This window comes from Bartonella sp. DB5-6 (assembly GCF_000278115.1).
GTDB classification, from domain to species: Bacteria; Pseudomonadota; Alphaproteobacteria; order Rhizobiales; family Rhizobiaceae; genus Bartonella; species Bartonella refiksaydamii.
Window position 1 is genome coordinate 258930 of sequence record NZ_JH725115.1, and the last position, 18471, is coordinate 277400.

Here is an 18471-nt window from a genome sequence, read left to right on the forward strand (position 1 = left end):
CTACTAACCCATTACCATTCATTATATCCAATAATAAATAGGATAAGCGACTCCATTAAGCCATCGGTGCCAACATTAAAAAGCGCTTCACTGAGATAATAGAACTTATTCCAACAAAAATGGTTTATAATGTGATTACGTTACCAAATTACAGGATTAACGAGCCCCCCCTTAAAGCCCCTACATCACCTTATATCATTTCTAAGAGCTCGCACAGCTCGCGCAGTTTCACATTGTAATGCTTTTTTTGCTAAAATTTTCATGTCTTCAAAACTATGCGTCTGCAAACACGCTTTTACCGAAGAAATTTCACAAGATATCATAGAAAGTTCGTTAATCCCCAATCCAGTCAAAATCATCGCTGCAAAAGGATCACCGGCCATACCTCCACACACACTAACCCAACACTTATGTTTTTTCGCACCCTGAATAGTCTGATAAATCATACGCAAAACCGCTGGATCAAGGCTATCAGCTTCGGACACAAGATAAGGATTTTGTCGATCAACAGCCATTGTGTACTGTGTTAAGTCGTTAGTCCCAATTGAAAAAAAATCAACATAGGCACTCAAAACATCTGCCATAATAGCTGCTGCCGGAACTTCAATCATAATACCCAGCTTTAATTTTGGTGCATCAATATCGTTGCGAATTTCTTCTGTGATCTTTTTTATAGCAAAAATCTCTGAAACAGACATAACCATTGGAAACAAAATCCATAAATCTCCACCCTCTTTTGCGGCTCGATACAAAGCGCGCAATTGCGGAACTAAAAGGTCACGCCGACGCAATAAAAGCCGTGTTCCCCGAACACCTAAAAAAGGATTGTCCTCTTGAGATAAATGTAAATGCGTAACCTGTTTATCCCCACCAATATCAAGCGCACGAATAATTAATGGCTTATCTCTTACAGCTGCAATCATCGTCCGGTATACATCAAATTGTGCCTCTTCATCTGGAATATGTGGACTATCTAAAAACAAAAATTCTGTACGCATGAGTCCAATACCTTCAGCTCCAAAATCAAGCGCAACAGGAACCTGATATGCGTAATTGACATTAGCCATGATACGAATTCTTTGACCATCTGTCGTTTGCACTGGTAATCTACACACGCGTATCTCACTATCACGCTTTTGCGCAACAATACGCATCTGTTTTTGAGCATCTTCAACATCTTCAGGAGAAGGATCAAGATAAATGAATCCATTATCGCCATCAATAATAGCCTGAACATTACACTCAACTGCTAAAATATCAGCACCCGTAGCAACAACCATTGGAATGCCAAGAGTACGAGCCAGAATAGCTGTATGAGACAGAGGTCCTCCCCATGCCGTTGCTAATCCTTGTACTTTTGTACAATCAAGTTGAGCTACGTCAGAAGGAGATAGATCATCTGTAACAAGAATAATACCACGTGGGATATCATCTAAAAAGAATGGTCTATACGATGGGTTAATCTCGCCTAAAACACGACGACCAACATCAACTAAATTAACAGCACGTGCCGCTAATAACGGATTATCTACATTAGAAAACATATCTGCAAATTGCCGAACCGCTCTATCCCAAGACCAAGCTACACCATGACCTTCTGCCATAAAACGACAAGCTTGAGCTATCAGATTTTCATCTTCAAGCAAAGCTATTTGCGCAGAAAAAATCGCAGCAGAATCCGCTCCCATACGCGCTGTTATATCAGCAATAACTGATGCCATTTTATGTTTTGTTTTTGTAAGAGCACTTTCAAGACATGCAGTACCAATCGCAAAATCAATTGGTTGATCTGTTATGGTAATATTATTCTGCCTTAAAACAAAAATCTTGCCAAGCGCTAATCCTGAACTTGCTCCAACACCAGAAATACCTTTTTGCCCAGAGCACGGATACCAACCATGAAAAGCCTTCATTTGAGATTCCGTCTCTCTCATCATACATTTTTCACTTATGCTCACTTTCTTCGCAACAGAAATCGCTTCCTTAAGAAGTTTTACACCTTCTACAGCATCCGTCGAAAAAATCAGAACATCACCGTTTTTTGCTCCTAATTGCAATAAACCAACCAAATTTTTCATTTCAACGGCATACTGACCATGGCGAATTCTGATAGAGCTCTGGACTTTTTTTGCAAAGTCAACCCAAAGAGAAGCTGGCCGCGCATGAAGACCACTTGGATAATCTAAAGTCCATTCTTGGCTTACCGAAAGATCACCAATAGAAGTCTTCCCTATCTTCATATTCTGATCAAAAAGAGTTGTAATAATCTGCTGTTTATCTGCAGTTGTTGAAAGTGCTTCTAGACGTTCCTTATCGAATAAAAGATGCGTTAATTTTTTACAAATATCTCTATAGCGATTCGGACTAGCTGCAATAGCAATGACTAAACGCGCTTTCTTTCCATATTGCCACTCAACACCAGCAGGAATCTGTATAACTGCAACAGCGTCTCTGATAATCAAATCACAATTTTCAATCATCCCATGAGGAATTGCTATACCATTTCCAAGCCAAGTATTTGTTATTGCTTCACGTTGGAGCATGCTAGCCAGATAGCATTTGTCAACTGCTCCAATCTGCACAAGTAATTCGGCAGCAGCATAAATCGCATCATTTTTATGATCAAAAGCAGCTGCAAGTTGTACAGATCCTATAGACAAGATTTCACTCTCGTTAAAATCTGTATTCACGCTTCTACTTCCTTATATTTCATCATGAATTCAAACAACCTCACATTTGAGCATGAACATTTTTGATAAATTTCATTCCCCAAAATACAAAGTATAAACAGCACCACAATTTTCCTTTGTTTTACAAAATATAACTAAGCGAAGTGCTTTAACACCCTAACATGGTCCTATCAAACAATTGGATATTGCTGTTCACCGTATTGCTTAAAACCATCATAGGCAAATCTGACTCCTATTCTTTAATTTCACAAAGACAAATGCCCTGATATTTACACACCCAACCAACTGAAAAGCTATGTTTAAAAAGTCCCTCATTATCTCAAGTTATTCAATATAACTTGTCATTACTTCTTATATAAAAAAGCAGCCCTCCCAATCATCTGAAACTCTAGCTTATATTTTAACTTATTCCCCAAAACTGAGTAATTCACCCTTTCTCCTCTTTGATTCGTTACATGCTTACAAACTTCTACTCTCAGCCTATCTCTTTAAAATTTCGCAAAGCTAAATATCCCATGATATAACCTTAGCAACATTATAGGCTTCCCTTTCTTCTAAAAAGATAACCCAACAAATATTCAAGACCGTTGAAAGTATATTATGAACACCACTATTCCGTAAACCGGCTCACCCTTACAAAACGATCCCGCAAATGCTCCCTCAAATCTCTTCGAAAATAAATTACCTCTCTACAATAAACTGCCTAGCGTTTTTCTACGTATAAAAAGCCCCACCCCTCACTGCCATCATATGCTCATCTATTGGTAAACTTCACCATCACGTCAATGCTTCCAGTACAAACGAAACATAATACCAATTTTATGGTTATTTAAGAAAAAGATTTTCTTAATTTTCTGCACGTCCCTTTATTTTGCAATATATCATAGAGCAAAAAAGGAAAGATGGGGTGCCATCTTTCCTTTCCAAGACTCACAATTCCATAACCGAAATTTAACAGAACGCCGGCTTATTACAGAAAATATTGTAGTCTATTCTGTTGCCTCCACCATAGGAATGACCGAAACATACGAACGGTTACTCGCTTTTCTTTGAAAAGAAACCTTTCCATTGGACAATGCAAAAAGGGTATGGTCTTTTCCAATGCCGACATTGTTACCAGGATGCCAACGCGTACCGCGCTGGCGAACAATAATATTTCCCGCGATAACGGCTTCACCACCAAATTTTTTAACGCCAAGACGTTTTGATTCTGAATCGCGACCATTACGCGAAGAACCACCAGCTTTTTTATGTGCCACGGATGCTCTCCTTTAATCTTCTTTACTTTTTGATGCTACAGCTGCTTCCTTCTGCGACGTAGTTTTCTTTTCAGCAGTTTTTTTAACCGTTTTCTTAACAGCAGCAGCAGCTTTTATTTCTTTTGTCACTTCTTTTAATACAGCCACTTCTTCTTTAATCGGTTTTGTAGCTGCTTTTTTCGGCTTTGAACCACCCATTAAAATCTCTAAAATACGAAGCGTTGTCAATTCTTGACGATGACCACGCGTACGCTTCGAATTTTGACGGCGGCGCTTTTTAAACGCGATAACCTTACGTCCACGTACCTGTTTTATGATTTCAGCCGTAACAAAAGCATCAGTAACAACAGGTGTACCAATAACCGCATTCCCTTCTTGTCCAATCATCAATATGTCATTGAATTCGACAACATCACCGGCATTGCCAATAATTTTTTCAACTTTCACCACTTGGTTAGTAACAACGCGATATTGCTTACCACCGGTTTTAATGACTGCGAACATTTTTTATCCTTCCGTTCATTCCAGCTCTTATTTGATTTCTATCTTATCAATAAGAAAAAATAGGCTGCTTTTTATCAGTCGTAATAGATTTTAAAAGAAGGATAAAAACATCCTCCCAAACACAAATATGCGCAGATTTCCCCACGCTTGCATTTTACATATATGAAGGAATTTCTATTCTCTGTCAATAAAGTCCTACAAAAAAGCAAAAAAAGTTGTATTAGATACAATTGAAAGTTATCTACCCGCTATATACTTAAACGGTGTGGGATTTTTTGTATTTTCACAGGGAGAGATGGCTGAGTGGTTGAAAGCACCGCACTCGAAATGCGGCATAGGGGCAACTCTATCGGGGGTTCGAATCCCTCTCTCTCCGCCAGATTTTTTTAAGTATAGCTTTTTTCTCACCGTCACCAGAAATCATCATTGCGAGGAATCGCAGATGATGAAGTAATCCTGTAAATGTTTGGATCTCCATATTCTTTCAGAGTTCGCGATGACGATTGAGACTTGTACTTCACTTTCTCAAATTGCACCATTTTACCCCTAAAATTTCCATTTTTACAGTCTCCTTTTTCTATGCATGTGAACACCTAGTCGAAGGTATGCATGTCCTCAAACCATTAATTTACCTGACTTTTGGGCTATGAGGCTTTTTTGACCCCTCATTTTTAGAGAACAAAAACCGAAATATTGCTTTTACGTTTGTGGAATAAACAAAGATTTTTTGAAAAATAAAGTTAACGATATACTATCAAATTACATGGTTCCTGCTTTTATAATTGCTATTGATATGTAGCCTTTAAACAAAAGTAGAAAAATAGATAAACACCACTTGATCAGCACCTACAGTAAAAATTATCAAAGAAAAACTGTATTTCTGAAGAGAAAATTATTGCAATATGGTCTGCAATATTGGAGAGCAACAATATCATTCCCGAGAATAATTTTTTAGTGTTGTCGGCGGATTTTTGGGGGACTTACAGGTTATAGAGGCTTATTTAAAAGAATTTTGGATTACCTTTGAGCTGACGGATTTTTTACAGCCCCAGTATTAAAAGATCAATTTAAAATGATGAACAATTACAAAGATAGCAAATGTTAAACAAATCAAAAATTGACTTATCGTTAGAGAATAACTTTTTTCAAAGGTACGTTTTTTACCGAAATTATGCCCTAAAATGAAGGTTGTTGATTTTCCAAATGGAGTATCTTCTGTTAATTCAACATTTGCTTCAGACACATTCAATATTGTCTCTGCTAAAAATTTACAAGAAACTATACCTGTAGACCAAGCAAAATCTATAATCGATTCCTTTAATGCACAAAAACTGCCTTTAGCTTGGTGGGTTGGACCGCATTCGTCTCATTATAAAGTTGATGAAGTTCTCTTATCTATGGGTTTAGAGCATGTTGAAACAGAGGTAGGAATGACAGCTTTAGCACAAAATATAGACTCACATGTTACTTCTATGCCGGATAACTTCAAAATCAAGGAAGTTGAATCTCTTCAAGATTTTAGAGATTACGGAAATGTTATGGTATCAGTATTTTAGCCTTTTGATGAAGAAGCGGTTATATTTTATGAAACAATAGGCCGTTGTTATAAAAAAGACTCTGATGTAGAGATATTCGTTAGTTATATAAACAATAGTCCTGTAGCAATATGTTTTTGTATTAAAGCAGATGGAATTGGTGGAGTGTATGATATTGTCACCAATCCAGATTTTCAGAAAAGAGGTGTTAGGACATTAATGATAAAAATTGCTATTGAGCATTTAAAAAGAAAGAAATGTCATGTTATTGGTATGCAAGCCTCTCACGAGGGAATTGGCATTTATAAAAAATTGGGTTTTATAAACTTTGGTGAATTCAAAGTTTATTCCAATAAACACATAGCGGTTTAGTTATGAACTCTTTTTTGCTAATCTACAAGAGAATTTATTATTTTCAGGATAATCGTATCAAAAAAAGATATCTATCACAGGTCCAATTTGGATAAGTGAAATTTTTTTATTTGATATGACTGACAATTTACTGTTTGTTGTGTGTTTTTCCTCCAACATCAAAGAACGACTTCCCACAGCACAGCATAGTTTGTCTGATATTTTTTGATAGATAATTGTTGCCCTTTGGTTCAGTAAAAATATGTAGATTCAACGGTGCTATATTGCATCATTGCATCTGTGATCGGAGGTCGAAAATTTTAAACCCAACCGTGATATGCAAACGCTTCACTCTTAAATCGCATGAAACATTCGCAATAATGATAGTTAATATTCGCGCTGAGACCTTTTTAGAGTTCCTTCTAAAAAAAACACTGCAAACAAGTAGATGAATATATATATACCAAAAATATATACTAATGACAGAAAACCAAACATACTTACCATATACGCACTCATGTAAAAAAATACCAATAGGCTAAGCCTTCCAACAGTGGACAAGAAAGATTCGTATGTAGCTCTAAGATTATCGCTAATACTATCGTGCAGGACAACTTCCACACGAAGATATGTATACTTAATGAGATAAAAAATCATACAGACTAAAATAACAGCAATTTCTTTTTTGGGCTCAAAGAAGGCAACTGTAAAAATCGTAGCAGCTGAAAGAAACAGTAGTAGAATAAAATTCACTCCCTCACTTAGTTTTGTAAAGAGAAAACTAGCCAGTAGCTGAGAGAGCAATATAAGAGAAAACGTTATACCAAGATAAAAATAAGTTACATTGATATCATAATCTTTAAATATCCACTGCCAATACTGAGAAAATATATTGAAAAAAATAAGTGAAAAATAAAAACATAGAGATATGTAAGGAACTTTAACAAAAATAGAGAACATTTCTCTTGCGTCAGAAATGAAAGAATTCGCTTTTATTGTTTTTGTCTTTCCCTTTAGATCATCCAAAAAAAACAAACCAAAGACTGTTGTGATCATCATTAAAAACGCAGATATATACCATATATATTGGCTAGAATAATCGGCAAAATATGCGCCTATCAAACTAAATATAAACATGCCAATGTAATTATATTGAGAGCTGGAACCGAGCACTTTTTTAGTGGATGCAAGTTTTGTTTTTGCATATTGAACAAGTAGGGCATTATAGGCACCAGCAATCAATGTAAGCGATAATGCATTAAAAGTTTCTGCCAAAAGAAAACCGTAAAAGCTTGTAGAAACTCCCATGAGAAAGAGCCATGCGGTAGCAAAAGCCGCTGCCAAAATTATAGATATTTTATAACTTTTTCTATCGGCAAAATATCCAAGAGGAATATCTGTAACCATCATAATAAAAGCTTGAAATGACTTAATTATACCGATATCGATAAGAGTTAAGCCTTTTTCAAGCATATAAAATACAATAAAGGCGCCTGTTAAAATCCTTATACCGTTAAATAAAAATCCAAATGCTAATATACTTTTCATTTATTCACCAATAGCGTCCACAAAGTAATGTACTAATTATTTTATATAAATATAAAAGCTCACATTTTATTACAGATATGGCAAGAGCCGCTATATGGATCTCCAGTCTTATCAATTTGATATCCGGAAAAATTAATGAATAATGTTTTTTCTATAATTTGACATTTGTCAAAATCCGTTAAATATTTCACTGCTTCAAGAGCAGCCAAAGAACTAGAAACTGCGTTGGCGATTGCCACACCGGAATATAACAGCACACCCCTCATACTGAAGGCAGTTTGGCTATCTATTCATTGATGAGGCTCGGACGAATTGCCGCTGCCAATGTGGTGCAATAGCAGTAGCTACCAAGAATATCATTTTATTGGGTAAACGGATGTAGCTTGATCGGCCTATCGTAAGGTACGCATATGGGCGAAGCTGGATTGTCGAGCGGGAAGTTTTAGTTGGGTGATCATTTCACCATCATTGTTTTTAGGAGGTTTATTTGCAAAAATTCAATGGTAAGTATAAAGGATTCGAACTAAAAGAAATTTAATACTCCACCGCTTTCCATAAAATCAATGAGTTATATATAAGCTCTGGAATTTTGCCTTCTTGATTTATGTTTTGCTTATCCTGAATCTTTTTGGAACTCTTTCTCGTTTTAAAAATGAGATCTATTACGATCTGTACTTTTAGGATAGGTGATACCATACTCTCTTTGGTCTAGCCAAAGAGTGCTTTCATTTGCAAAACCATAACTTCTCCATTGGTGGTGTTTATGTCAAAAAATTTAAAAGAGTCAAAATAAGGAACTTTGCTTGCTTAAATCGAGTGAACTGAAACACAAAATTGTAAAAAATATATGTTTTTAAATGCGTTACAATACATACCAAATGATGTTTGTGCGAGGGGATAATTTATGTTAACTGCAAATTTGAAAGAACGTATTGCTCTGTTTGAGAATAGAACTTTTCTCTATTTTACATTGAGCGGCTTATTTTCTACATTTGGTAGCGGACTGAATTACATCATATTGTCATGGCTCGCCTACAATCAAACAAATTCCATTCGTGGTGTAGCACTGCTGATGTTTTTTCTTTGGATGCCTAGCGTTGTTTTTGCGCCTATTTTTGGTGTTTTGGCGGATAAATACAATCGTAAAATACAGATCATCATTTCAAACCTAGTCAGAGGTCTGGTGATTGTGGTCTGGGTAATACTTGGACAATTTGGCATAGAAAGTAATTTAATGTTCTTATCTGCTATTTTGGGTATTTTTATCTCTTTTTATATGCCATCAGCTATTCCGTTAATCCAAAGTATTGTTCCAAAAAAACAGCTGATCAACGCGAATGCAACAATTGATATGGTCTATGAACTTGGCGCTATTTTAGGTATGGGGTTAAGTGGGTTTATACTCGCCTATGCAGGAATAAAAGGAGCACTTCTGATAGGCGGTATACTCTTTATTATCGCTGGTTTGTTTAACTTTTTCATGAAGGTACCTAAAACGCGAGGATTTGAAAGTCAAAATCAGCAAAACTGGTGGGAAAATTATATATCGTCACTTCGTTATTTTAAGCAAAATCAGGCTCTTTTTATGCCTTATATGAGTCAGATGATTATTATGGCTCTTTTGATGACTATACCTGTTATTTTGGTACCTTATACACAAGAGGTTTTGAATGGGGATAGTTGGACCTTTGCAATATTGGAAGCGCTTTATTCAGCGGGGGTATTTACTGGTGCACTTTTTTCTCCATTTTTTTGTAAAGTTTTATCCATAAGGAAAACATTGGCACTTTTATTAGCTGTTATGGCTATTGGGCTCCTCATTCTGTCTGTCAATACACACATTTTCATTGTTTTTCCTGTTTATTTCATGATTGGATTTGGACTTTCGAGTTGGGCTCTTTCAATTTCTTTATCACAACTTTATTGTAATCCTGAATATCAGGGAAGACTACAGGCAAGTTTTAATGGAATTTCAGGGTGTTTTATTCTTGTGGTCTATCTATTTATGGCAAGTGATAGCAACGGCGTCTCATCTCAATCTGTATACTTTCTTCAAAGTATGATTGCGACTGCTGGAGTTCTCATCGTTCTTTTTTATAAAAGTAAAAAACAATGAATTGTATTTGAGAACTGTAAATACACTTCATTCTACAAATATTTATGATGCCTCACATCTCATATGTTGCTTTTAAAGCGGAGATAAGTGAATATCAAGGTTAGAGCTTTTAATGAGTAAAGCATAAATCTTATGTGTGTTGTAAAATGCTAGTTGTTTTAATGAATCAGCAAAAAACATTAACCTACTTTTCCGATTAACCTCACACTCGTGAGAGCCAATAACACAGTGCTTTGGAACTTCTTAAAAGTCCTTTAATTTCAAGTTTAAGTAAAGCAATGAAGAAATCTCTCACCCTACAAGGGGGTATGTTCCATTATTTGTGTTCTTCAAAATCCATATGAATAACTGCGTCAGTTTCATCTTCATTGGAATGAGAGCTTTTGCGACGGCGCAAGGTTTGTAAAATTTCTTTTTGTAAAACTGTGTCTGTTTCGCTTAAACGACGAATACTCAGTTCCAATTCAAGAGACAAAGCTAAATCCACGCACAATTTAAGGTCTTCTCCAATATCAAAACCGCGTTGATAGTCGTCATAAAGACCAACGAGCGTATCGGACAATTCTTTGTCGCATAAAGAGGTCATACACATTCCTCCACATTGCGGTTTTTCCAAGCAGCTTTGGTACACTGTCATCACCAAGAATTGCCATGTATACCAACATCCTAGTTTTGTCAATGTTGTGCAAAGCACTCACTTTTGATCCAATGCCTGTCAGAAACTTTATCGCTCTAGGATTTTCAATTTCCCAATTAAAAATACGTGCGGCAATGTTTTCACGAGAGAATTTGTAGCATTTAAGATATATTGTCAAACGGCTTTTAATTTGCGTGTAAGAGCAACTATTTTGACGATAAACCAAATGGCTTAAGATTTCATCATTGTTAACCAAAGCCAAACTAGTGCCATTGATATCAACAATAAGCAAGTATGGCTTATAAACATTTAGTTTTTAAATAAGAGATGATGACTTTATTTTTTGTAGAACATTAATCATCTTGCCCATTTTTTGTTGATTTTTAGACATTGATAAACCTTTTATCGTATGTAATATAAAAATGATGGGAAATGCGCTTGATACGCATGTTTTTGCAACGAGATTCAAGCAGTATTATCGCGCAGTACGGAAGGATAAGAGAAACCGTATTGGGCTTTATTGCTGCTTTGAAAATGCGACTACAACTTTTAGGGTAGCGGTCGAAAAGATTTGTTTGACGAGCAAACCGATAAAATCGGCAATGGCGGGTTCAGCTTTTTCGTTAAGCTGTGGTCAAATGTTTTTAACACAGGATAACGGTTTTTAGGAAGCTTTTGCGCGTTTCGTCAAGGGTATATTCCTATGGCGTAGCTCGATAAAATACGATGGCGATTCCATGCGTGGGTGATGGTCATAATTTTCGTTCCTGCTTAAACGGATGCTGTAACATCTATTTTTGGTAGGATTATAATGTAATAACGGCCCAATATAATGGGCAGTAACGATGTATAATTACTTAGTCAATAATTATATTGATTTTGGAGTAATTTTTGGGCACGTCTAGGAGCAGAGCCTAAAACCGAGTTAGCAAAACGTTTTCGTGAAGTACGCCGCGCTCTTGGTTTCACGGAGCGTAAGCAGTTTGCTGACCACCTTGGTGTAACGGCTGGTTCCATAGGAACCTATGAAACAGTGTAAGTGAACCTACAGCCTCCGCTCTCTCAAAATACCAAGAAATTTGCGGCATTTCATTAGACTGGCTTGTAACTGGCAATGGTGAAATGTTTATGGATGCGTGAAAAGCAAAAGCATGTGGTTTTAAACCGCAAGGGATTAATTACATTCCTTTTAATGAACACGTAAAAGAGACGCTCACAAAACTTATTGAACTATTAAACACAGCCGGATTCAATTTAACAGTTAACTACTGAAATTTTTTCTTTGCATGAAGTATACGCAAAATACGCACTATTCTTTGTTCTAAAGGATAAGGCTTTAGGAGCATATGGGATAAAAACGTCCCGTACAGGTTTATTTTCTTGTAATAAAAGCATAAAACGATAAAATCATCCCGAAAGGGACGATTATGATTGAAAGCAGAATGAAAATATTGGGTTTTATTGTTAGAAACACACGTAAACAACAAGGATTAACACAAGAACAGTTAGCAGCTACATCAGGGGTTGGTGTGCGGTTTATCCGTGATTTAGAAAGAGGCAAAGAGTCTTGTCATGTTGGAAAAACCATACATGTGCTTTCAATGCTTGGCCTTGATATTCAGATTGAAAATGAAAAATTATGACCCGTACACTTGATGTTTATTTACACACAAAATTAGTAGGTCAATTGCAACAAGAGAAAAGTGGAGAACTCACGTTTCTCTACGATACTGACTATTTGTATAAAGATTTACAGGGCATCTCTGTCTCTCTACCTCCTCGTGTTGAAGCTTATAAAGGTCAAACAGTAAAAGCTTTTTTTCCGGTCTTTTACCTGACGAAAATGTAAGATATCGTTTAGCAATTTATTTAGGTCTTTCTGAACAAAATGCTTTTGCTTTGCTTGAAGTTGTTGGTGGGGATTGTGCTGGAGCTCTCGCGTTATATCCCCATGGACAAGTTCCAAATTTGCCAACAGATGATATAGAAACTCTTGATGATGTCCAATTAAAGGAAATTCTTGAGTGTATTAAACGTCGTCCGATGCTTGCGGGAGATGGTGATTACAGATTATCTCTTGCTGGAGCGCAAGATAAATTAGCGGTTGGCTTTAAAGATAACCATGTTCAGCTCATTAAAGGGGCGGCACCCACTACTCATATTTTAAAACCCCTGATTGAACATATTAATGATAGTACTCATAACGAACTTTTCTGTATGAAATTGGCAAAACTTATAGGCATTAACATGCCTGAAGTGCATTTACATTTTGTGAATAATACACCTTACTATCTTATTGCGCGATATGATCGTCAAACAGCTTCTGACGGGACGGTATTGCGTATTCATCAAGAGGACTTTTGTCAAGCACTTAGCATTGCTCCAGAATTTAAATATGAGTGTGAAGGAGGACCTAGTATTACTGCGTGTCAAACCATTATTTGCCAACATACGTTACGTCCTGCTGTTGATCAACTTAATTTCCTTAATATAGTTATTTTTAATTATTTAATTGGTAATGCCGATGCTCATGGCAAAAACTTTTCACGACTTTACCAACAGAAAAAACCAGAACTTGCTCCTGCATATGATTTGTTAAGCATGGCTATTTATCCAGATATTATCTCAAAATATGGTTATGAAAATAGGAGGAGAATATATACCTAAAAAAAATATATTTACGTCATTTTTATAAAATGGTTGCGGATACTAAATCCGCTCAATTGTTCTTAAAAAAGCAAATAAAAAGAATGACTGATTCAATCAATGATAAAGCAATAAAATTAAAGAAAGAACTCGAGGATGAAGGTTTGCGTTCTGAAGTTTTTGATGCAATCATCAATGTTATTCAACAGCGTTCTCAACATTTAAAAATTTAATTTTATTGCTTATCTCTCTGTTTTAAATGATGATATTTTTAAGATACTGAGTAATATATTCTATCAGAAAAAACGATCGTTTTACTTGATAAAAAGGAAAAATTATCATGGCTGAATGCCTTATATATTCTTTTTTTATTAGAAAATAACGTAGTGTATTACAATTCATTCACGATATGAGATATAACACTCTATAAAATGTCATCTAAACCAATATACAAGGGATTATTATGAGGTGTATTAATCTAAGTGATAAACAAACGCTTTTACTCTCGTCTGTATAATTTACAAATAAATGAGACTGCTTATTACTTCTATAGCTGTAATTTGTATTGCTCTTTTTCTACTGCTTATGAACTATCAAATATATCAATGATCATCATCTACTGTCGTGTTAAGGGGTATTAAGGCTTTATTTTTCTTAATTTTTATAACGCCAATCATTCCAGTTGAAATAATTAATGCAGACATAGCTAAAAAAGAGCTCACTAATCCCACGAGTGCAAAAAGTCCAGCAATAAAGCCAGACACTGCTTCCGCAGAGTTCGCTAAAGTTGAAAAGGTTCCAAAACTCTTACCAAAATCTTCACGACGAGAATATAATTGAATAGCTGAGACTAAACTAATATCCACAAATGCGCCGATAAATCCTAAAACAAATGCTAACACGAGAAGTACTTTTAAATAAAGTACCGCAGCTAAGGGCATAACAAACATAATAACCCCATACAGAAGCCAAAATACCATAAGCCTCAACGATGTAACATTTAATATAATTTTACTATATAACAAACCACCTACAATAGTTCCAACAGCAATGAGAGAAAAAATATAACTAACAAAGCTTTCCTCTCCACCCACAGAAAGAACAAAAGCTGGAATTAAAAATCTTAAAATTGCCCCCGTAAAGAGAATAGCAAACGATGAGCCAACGAGCGTAATAAATAAATTATTATTTTCTGTAGAAATATATTTAAGATAGGAAGCTGTTTCTCGATAAATTTTTATAAAATTGAATGATTTATTCTCATTTGAATTTAAATTCATGAGATTAAATAACACTATAATAGATACAAAATAGGTAAAAAAATCAAAAATGAGTACTGTCGATTTATTTGCTAGAAAAAGTAGGAGGGAACAAACTAAAGGACCAATGACGGATGCCATTTCGTCTATAATTTGTGCAATGCTATTTGCCTTTGTAAGATCATTTATTGCAAAGATTCTTGGAATAGCAGCTTGAAAACTTGGTTGAAAAATACTTCTTCCTATCGTTGTACATATTGCGGCAAAAATAAGCACAATAATATGAGCGGTCCCTGTTATAGTGGTTATCAAAACGAAGAATGAGGCGAATAATCTCACCAATTCACTTAAGATCATATTTTTCTTCAGAGAAAAATTATCCGCTAACCAACCTCCTATAGGGCCCAAAAAGAGAAAAGGGATAAATCGAAAAAAATATACAAGACCTGTAAAAAAGAAGTTATCTGTTAATTCTAAGACAAGTAAAATGAAAACAACTTCATAAGCATAGTCGCCAACTTTAGAAATAAAAAGAGAAGAAAAAAGAGATAATGGACTCTTTTTTAAAAATAAATTCATGTCAACCATCCGATATTAAACTTTTTTATAATTGAAGTTCCACTTCCTTTAATAAAATCGGCGATATGAAATTCAAAGAAATACGCATCATGATACATGCATTTAGACCAATATTTTGATTTTAGTAGAGATTTTTATCCTTTAGATAAAAAAATATATTAATGAACAGGCTATTATCATATATACATAAGCTCTTTTTTAGCTATAAATCTACCTGTTTCACCCAGTTTTTTTGCAATAAATGCCTTTAAAATACGTTGATCTTCTTCTGGCATCAGCCAAAACGTAATATTAATGTACCAATACCAGCCTAATTTCGTAAGTTGCCAAGAGTCATTATCTTCCACTATAAGATTATTAGATAAAAGAACATCTAATTTGGAAAAAATACTGTTAGGTACGAAATCCACTTTTATTAAAGATTTTCTCACTAAACTGTGATAAGGTAGCCGTAGGATGATAGGCTTTATCTTATCTAGAATTGGAGAGTGTTTGCTAACATTTACTGGCATTTTTTTGCTATTAACGGCTGTAATATAAGCATTACGATTAGAAAAATTTGTTATCACGTGTTCACGTATTGATGATACGGGATTTACTCCAAAACCATGCAAATCATAATTTGAATATCCATAACATGCTCATGATAAACAAAACTGTATTCATCCGTAACTATATCAGAGGTCACATTTGGGGTACGAATATAACCATGACCATTATGAGGCATAAATCCCTTACTTCTCATGTAAGCATCTATTAGCATATTCATAGAAAATTTTTTTGTTGCTGTAGTAAAACCTAAACCACGATTTTTGATAGCTTTATACAATTTTACTTGTGTCACAACATTGTCAATTGGGTATATATCTATATTAGATGTACCAAGAGATACAGCCATTTCGAGATCTTTAATTATTTCTTCTTCATCTTGTCCGTTCATACCGTACAATATATCAAAAAGTACGTACTTAAAATTAGCATTTAATATACTAGCAGCAAATTTAATATGTTCGTATGTAGATGTGAGATTAAAAAGTTTTCTCCATTCTTGATTAAAAGTTTGAAGACCAAGCGTGGATGTGTAACCCCTATTTCTTTCATAGCAATTACTTTTTCCTCGGTAAGACTTTTTATCTCAATTTCAAAAGAAAATTCACAATTAGATGCTATTTTAAAGTGCTTATGTATAGCTGCTCCTATTTTTAAAATATTAGATGGAGATAATAAAGATGGAGTTCCTCCTCCAAAAAAATCGCGCGAACTGGAACAGCCTAGTAATCAACAAAATTTGCTTTTAATTCTATTTCTTCAATTAAAGCATCCGTGTAATTATTAATTACAGTTTCGCCTTTATAACCACCTTTAGTAAAAGGACAAAATGTACATATAGTTTCACAAAAAGGAATATGAAAATATAAAGCTCTCGAATTAATATCATTATTACTATTCACAATAACATCAGATAATGGCTTATCAATAAGACACTTTCCTTGACTTGGAAAAAAGAAATTGTATACAGGAATCTGATAATCAAACTTAAATAAGCCATTATTTTTGATATTCATAGTTTCCTTCATTCTTATAGGTATCATACATTGGATGGATTTAAGTCATAAAACGAAGAGGCATTAATACTTAACAAATGCTTACCTCTTTTGAAAGATCTAATAAATAATTGTCCAGTGTACTCCCATTGAGTCTTAATAGCTTCAATTACATTGCCGTAATCTTGTCCACAAGTATACAAATCGGTACTTATGTAATTACTCTCTGGATATGTATGAAATGATAAATGTGATTCACTCAATAAAAAAAACCTGTCACACCTTGTCCATCTGTTGTAAATTTGTGTGACATGAATCCAAGAATATTCATTCTTGTGTTTTTTATTACTCTAAGGAATAAAGAATATAAGACCTTCTCATCTTTTAAGAACTCGAGATCATTTGTAACTCCATCCAGTAAATAATGATAACCCTCATCATCCATATTCAACTCCCCCATTAATTTATTTACTGGATTGGAAGAGGCTAAACACTTCTTCCAGCACAATTACCAGAATATTAAGCCACAGCAAACATCTTCATATTCCGTTATAAATAATTCACGTGCACTTTCCATAATTACCTTCTAAATTTAATAGTTAGCTTATTTTATAAACAATATAATGCATGTTATTACACACATGTAAATACATTACAAAAAAAACTGTTAAAGCCCTATACGTCGCTACGCTACGGTTTTATAATGAGAGAGGCTGTCCGCCTCTCAAACTCTCTGGAACGCTCACCAAAATCATAAAATCAAATCCGCGTTTAATGAGAGAATTAACAATCCTAGGTTCTTGATGTCAAGGAGACCATTACATGGCGCCTAACGACGTCCTTGACAAAGAACCTAACGGCCTGTTTGGTCCCTCTCACGCGGCTCCGAAATCATGATTAGAAGGAGAGCTTGTAGGGGCGTACACAACGTGAATTTATCGGGCAACTTGCTCATGAAGCTGGTCATCATATTAACTGGAAGGGATTCCTTCTGGGTTGATGAAAAAGCTTGGACGTTTGGTTTATGCGGCTTATCATGATGCACAAATAGAACTTCCTCCTGAAGATATAGCGGAATTAGCGGCAGAGCTTTATGGCAAGTTGCAAGAGATTGTTCAAAACATCAACGATATTGAAGAAGTTGAAGCAACCTTTCCACTTTTAAAATTACGTTTAAAACGTCAAACCGAAGCTGAAAAAGCATATCGCGCAACTCCACAAAATACGGACTAAAAGCCCTCTACAATAAAAAACTTTTTTGTTTTTCTGTCGTAAAAATCCAGCTTAAAAAACAACGCATTACCACATCCTTCTTTTCCACGGAGTACGACATTTCATATCAAACTGTATTGATTTTTAGAATTTTATAGATCAAAAATAAAAGGCACTACACACAAAGATAAAGAAGAACAAAAAAAGTTTAGAGAACTTCCATATTTTTTATGAAGCCTATGGAATTAAAAAATAAAATTTTATTTTATAAAGAAATATTTCTTTTAAATATTCATATTGTATTTTATAGAAGATTATCTCAGTGTAAAGAGTGAGGTTATCATGATGATTAGCTCTATTACATATGAGATATGTCTAAAAAAATCATAAAGTTACGCTTATAAGAATAGTTTTTATAAAATACCTCTCTTTGTGTTTATTGAGAAGTCTTTTTTGCTTATCAATGAAAAATTATTTTTTATACTCTTGCCATTCTGCTTATGTGCTTTATTTGAAAGATAGAATTGCTCTTTAAAAAGCTGTTTTTATTATGAGCTAAATCGCGATATTTTTGGATGGAGATTATGTAAT

General features: G+C 34.8%; 18 protein-coding genes, 1 tRNA gene and 3 pseudogenes. 11 read left to right on the top strand and 11 right to left on the bottom strand.

The features are described 5' to 3' along the window. Positions 1 to 185 precede the first annotated feature (185 nt). From ptsP to rplU, 3 genes are all read right to left on the bottom strand, one after another. Positions 186 to 2690: a phosphoenolpyruvate--protein phosphotransferase gene (gene ptsP, locus MCO_RS02450; RefSeq protein ID WP_007552392.1), complete on the bottom strand. Its 2505-nt coding sequence runs from the start codon at positions 2688 to 2690 to the stop codon at positions 186 to 188. 989 nt (positions 2691 to 3679) lie between these two features. Continuing rightward, on the bottom strand, positions 3680 to 3949 hold the full coding sequence (gene rpmA, locus MCO_RS02455; RefSeq protein WP_007552394.1) for a 50S ribosomal protein L27: 270 nt from the start codon (positions 3947 to 3949) through the stop codon (positions 3680 to 3682). Positions 3950 to 3961: 12 nt separating this feature from the next. Beyond that, positions 3962 to 4453 carry a 50S ribosomal protein L21 gene (gene rplU / locus MCO_RS02460; protein ID WP_007552396.1) on the bottom strand — a complete coding sequence of 164 codons (492 nt, stop codon included), beginning with the start codon at positions 4451 to 4453 and terminating at the stop codon, positions 3962 to 3964. 289 nt (positions 4454 to 4742) lie between these two features. Here rplU and MCO_RS02465 point away from each other — a divergent pair. The 3 genes from MCO_RS02465 to MCO_RS11030 all read left to right on the top strand — a co-directional run bounded on the left by MCO_RS02465 (position 4743) and on the right by MCO_RS11030 (position 6360). Beyond that, a tRNA-Ser gene (locus tag MCO_RS02465) sits at positions 4743 to 4832 on the top strand. A gap of 802 nt (positions 4833 to 5634) precedes the next feature. Continuing rightward, positions 5635 to 6009: a hypothetical protein gene (locus tag MCO_RS11025; protein ID WP_007552397.1), complete on the top strand. Its 375-nt coding sequence runs from the start codon at positions 5635 to 5637 to the stop codon at positions 6007 to 6009. A gap of 108 nt (positions 6010 to 6117) precedes the next feature. Next, entirely contained in the window at positions 6118 to 6360 is a 243-nt protein-coding gene (locus MCO_RS11030) for an N-acetyltransferase (RefSeq protein WP_245256831.1), read from the top strand. 366 nt (positions 6361 to 6726) lie between these two features. Here the strand turns inward: MCO_RS11030 and MCO_RS02480 are convergent, their stop codons facing one another. Next, positions 6727 to 7887 carry an MFS transporter gene (locus MCO_RS02480; protein ID WP_007552399.1) on the bottom strand — a complete coding sequence of 387 codons (1161 nt, stop codon included), beginning with the start codon at positions 7885 to 7887 and terminating at the stop codon, positions 6727 to 6729. Between the two features lie 904 nt (positions 7888 to 8791). On the opposite strand from MCO_RS02480, the gene MCO_RS02490 reads away from it, so the two are divergent. Continuing rightward, positions 8792 to 10003, top strand: coding sequence for an MFS transporter (locus MCO_RS02490; RefSeq protein WP_007552400.1), 1212 nt, complete (start codon positions 8792 to 8794; stop codon positions 10001 to 10003). 316 nt (positions 10004 to 10319) lie between these two features. Here the strand turns inward: MCO_RS02490 and MCO_RS02495 are convergent, their stop codons facing one another. Continuing rightward, the gene (locus MCO_RS02495; RefSeq protein WP_007552401.1) at positions 10320 to 10589 is read right to left on the bottom strand and encodes a hypothetical protein; all 270 of its coding nucleotides are present in this window, start codon (positions 10587 to 10589) and stop codon (positions 10320 to 10322) included. 473 nt (positions 10590 to 11062) lie between these two features. Here MCO_RS02495 and MCO_RS02500 point away from each other — a divergent pair, with 473 nt between their 5' ends. The 6 genes and pseudogenes from MCO_RS02500 (at position 11063) to MCO_RS11480 (ending at position 13519) form a co-directional block, all read left to right on the top strand. Further along, the gene (locus MCO_RS02500) at positions 11063 to 11308 is read left to right on the top strand and encodes a hypothetical protein (protein WP_155799332.1); all 246 of its coding nucleotides are present in this window, start codon (positions 11063 to 11065) and stop codon (positions 11306 to 11308) included. Positions 11309 to 11535: 227 nt separating this feature from the next. Next, a pseudogene (locus tag MCO_RS11035) lies at positions 11536 to 11777 on the top strand (helix-turn-helix domain-containing protein); the annotation flags it as partial. 290 nt (positions 11778 to 12067) lie between these two features. After that, positions 12068 to 12283, top strand: coding sequence for a type II toxin-antitoxin system Y4mF family antitoxin (locus MCO_RS02505; RefSeq protein WP_007552402.1), 216 nt, complete (start codon positions 12068 to 12070; stop codon positions 12281 to 12283). Beyond that, a pseudogene (locus MCO_RS11040) lies at positions 12280 to 12524 on the top strand (HipA N-terminal domain-containing protein); the annotation flags it as partial. The gene MCO_RS02505 and the pseudogene MCO_RS11040, both read left to right, overlap by 4 nt. A 15-nt stretch (positions 12525 to 12539) precedes the next feature. After that, positions 12540 to 13307 (top strand): HipA domain-containing protein, encoded by a 768-nt coding sequence (locus tag MCO_RS11045; RefSeq protein ID WP_007552405.1) that lies wholly within the window; start codon positions 12540 to 12542, stop codon positions 13305 to 13307. Positions 13308 to 13390: 83 nt separating this feature from the next. Beyond that, positions 13391 to 13519, top strand: a complete 129-nt coding sequence (locus MCO_RS11480) for a hypothetical protein (protein ID WP_256364615.1) — start codon at positions 13391 to 13393, stop codon at positions 13517 to 13519. Between the two features lie 369 nt (positions 13520 to 13888). Here the strand turns inward: MCO_RS11480 and MCO_RS02515 are convergent, their stop codons facing one another. The 6 genes from MCO_RS02515 to MCO_RS10485 form a co-directional block, all read right to left on the bottom strand. Further along, positions 13889 to 15124: an MFS transporter gene (locus MCO_RS02515; RefSeq protein ID WP_007552407.1), complete on the bottom strand. Its 1236-nt coding sequence runs from the start codon at positions 15122 to 15124 to the stop codon at positions 13889 to 13891. 176 nt (positions 15125 to 15300) lie between these two features. Continuing rightward, positions 15301 to 15738, bottom strand: a complete 438-nt coding sequence (locus tag MCO_RS02520) for a hypothetical protein (protein ID WP_007552408.1) — start codon at positions 15736 to 15738, stop codon at positions 15301 to 15303. Beyond that, entirely contained in the window at positions 15720 to 16064 is a 345-nt protein-coding gene (locus MCO_RS02525) for a hypothetical protein (RefSeq protein ID WP_007552410.1), read from the bottom strand. Before MCO_RS02525 ends, MCO_RS02520 begins: the two co-directional genes overlap by 19 nt. Positions 16065 to 16395: 331 nt before the next feature. Beyond that, positions 16396 to 16689, bottom strand: a complete 294-nt coding sequence (locus MCO_RS02530) for a hypothetical protein (protein WP_007552413.1) — start codon at positions 16687 to 16689, stop codon at positions 16396 to 16398. A 23-nt stretch (positions 16690 to 16712) separates the two neighbouring features. After that, positions 16713 to 16931: an S-adenosylmethionine decarboxylase gene (locus MCO_RS11530; RefSeq protein ID WP_196794017.1), complete on the bottom strand. Its 219-nt coding sequence runs from the start codon at positions 16929 to 16931 to the stop codon at positions 16713 to 16715. Then, positions 16928 to 17113: a hypothetical protein gene (locus MCO_RS10485; RefSeq protein WP_007552415.1), complete on the bottom strand. Its 186-nt coding sequence runs from the start codon at positions 17111 to 17113 to the stop codon at positions 16928 to 16930. The genes MCO_RS11530 and MCO_RS10485 overlap by 4 nt, the downstream gene beginning before the upstream one ends. Positions 17114 to 17652: 539 nt before the next feature. Between MCO_RS10485 and MCO_RS02540 the strand changes: the two are divergent. After that, positions 17653 to 17901, top strand: a pseudogene (locus MCO_RS02540) (transcriptional regulator); the annotation flags it as partial. Positions 17902 to 18471: the final 570 nt, after the last annotated feature.

Coding starts and splice junctions, on each gene's coding strand:
- rplU (WP_007552396.1), bottom strand. CDS start 4,453: ATGTTCGCAGTCATTAAAACCGGTGGTAAGCAATATCGCGTTGTTACT.
- MCO_RS11025 (WP_007552397.1), top strand. CDS start 5,635: ATGAAGGTTGTTGATTTTCCAAATGGAGTATCTTCTGTTAATTCAACA.
- MCO_RS02530 (WP_007552413.1), bottom strand. CDS start 16,689: ATGAATATCAAAAATAATGGCTTATTTAAGTTTGATTATCAGATTCCT.
- MCO_RS02500 (WP_155799332.1), top strand. CDS start 11,063: ATGATGGGAAATGCGCTTGATACGCATGTTTTTGCAACGAGATTCAAG.
- MCO_RS02505 (WP_007552402.1), top strand. CDS start 12,068: ATGATTGAAAGCAGAATGAAAATATTGGGTTTTATTGTTAGAAACACA.
- MCO_RS02480 (WP_007552399.1), bottom strand. CDS start 7,887: ATGAAAAGTATATTAGCATTTGGATTTTTATTTAACGGTATAAGGATT.
- MCO_RS10485 (WP_007552415.1), bottom strand. CDS start 17,113: ATGGATGATGAGGGTTATCATTATTTACTGGATGGAGTTACAAATGAT.
- MCO_RS02525 (WP_007552410.1), bottom strand. CDS start 16,064: ATGAACGGACAAGATGAAGAAGAAATAATTAAAGATCTCGAAATGGCT.
- MCO_RS02490 (WP_007552400.1), top strand. CDS start 8,792: ATGTTAACTGCAAATTTGAAAGAACGTATTGCTCTGTTTGAGAATAGA.
- MCO_RS02495 (WP_007552401.1), bottom strand. CDS start 10,589: ATGACCTCTTTATGCGACAAAGAATTGTCCGATACGCTCGTTGGTCTT.
- MCO_RS11480 (WP_256364615.1), top strand. CDS start 13,391: ATGACTGATTCAATCAATGATAAAGCAATAAAATTAAAGAAAGAACTC.
- MCO_RS02515 (WP_007552407.1), bottom strand. CDS start 15,124: ATGAATTTATTTTTAAAAAAGAGTCCATTATCTCTTTTTTCTTCTCTT.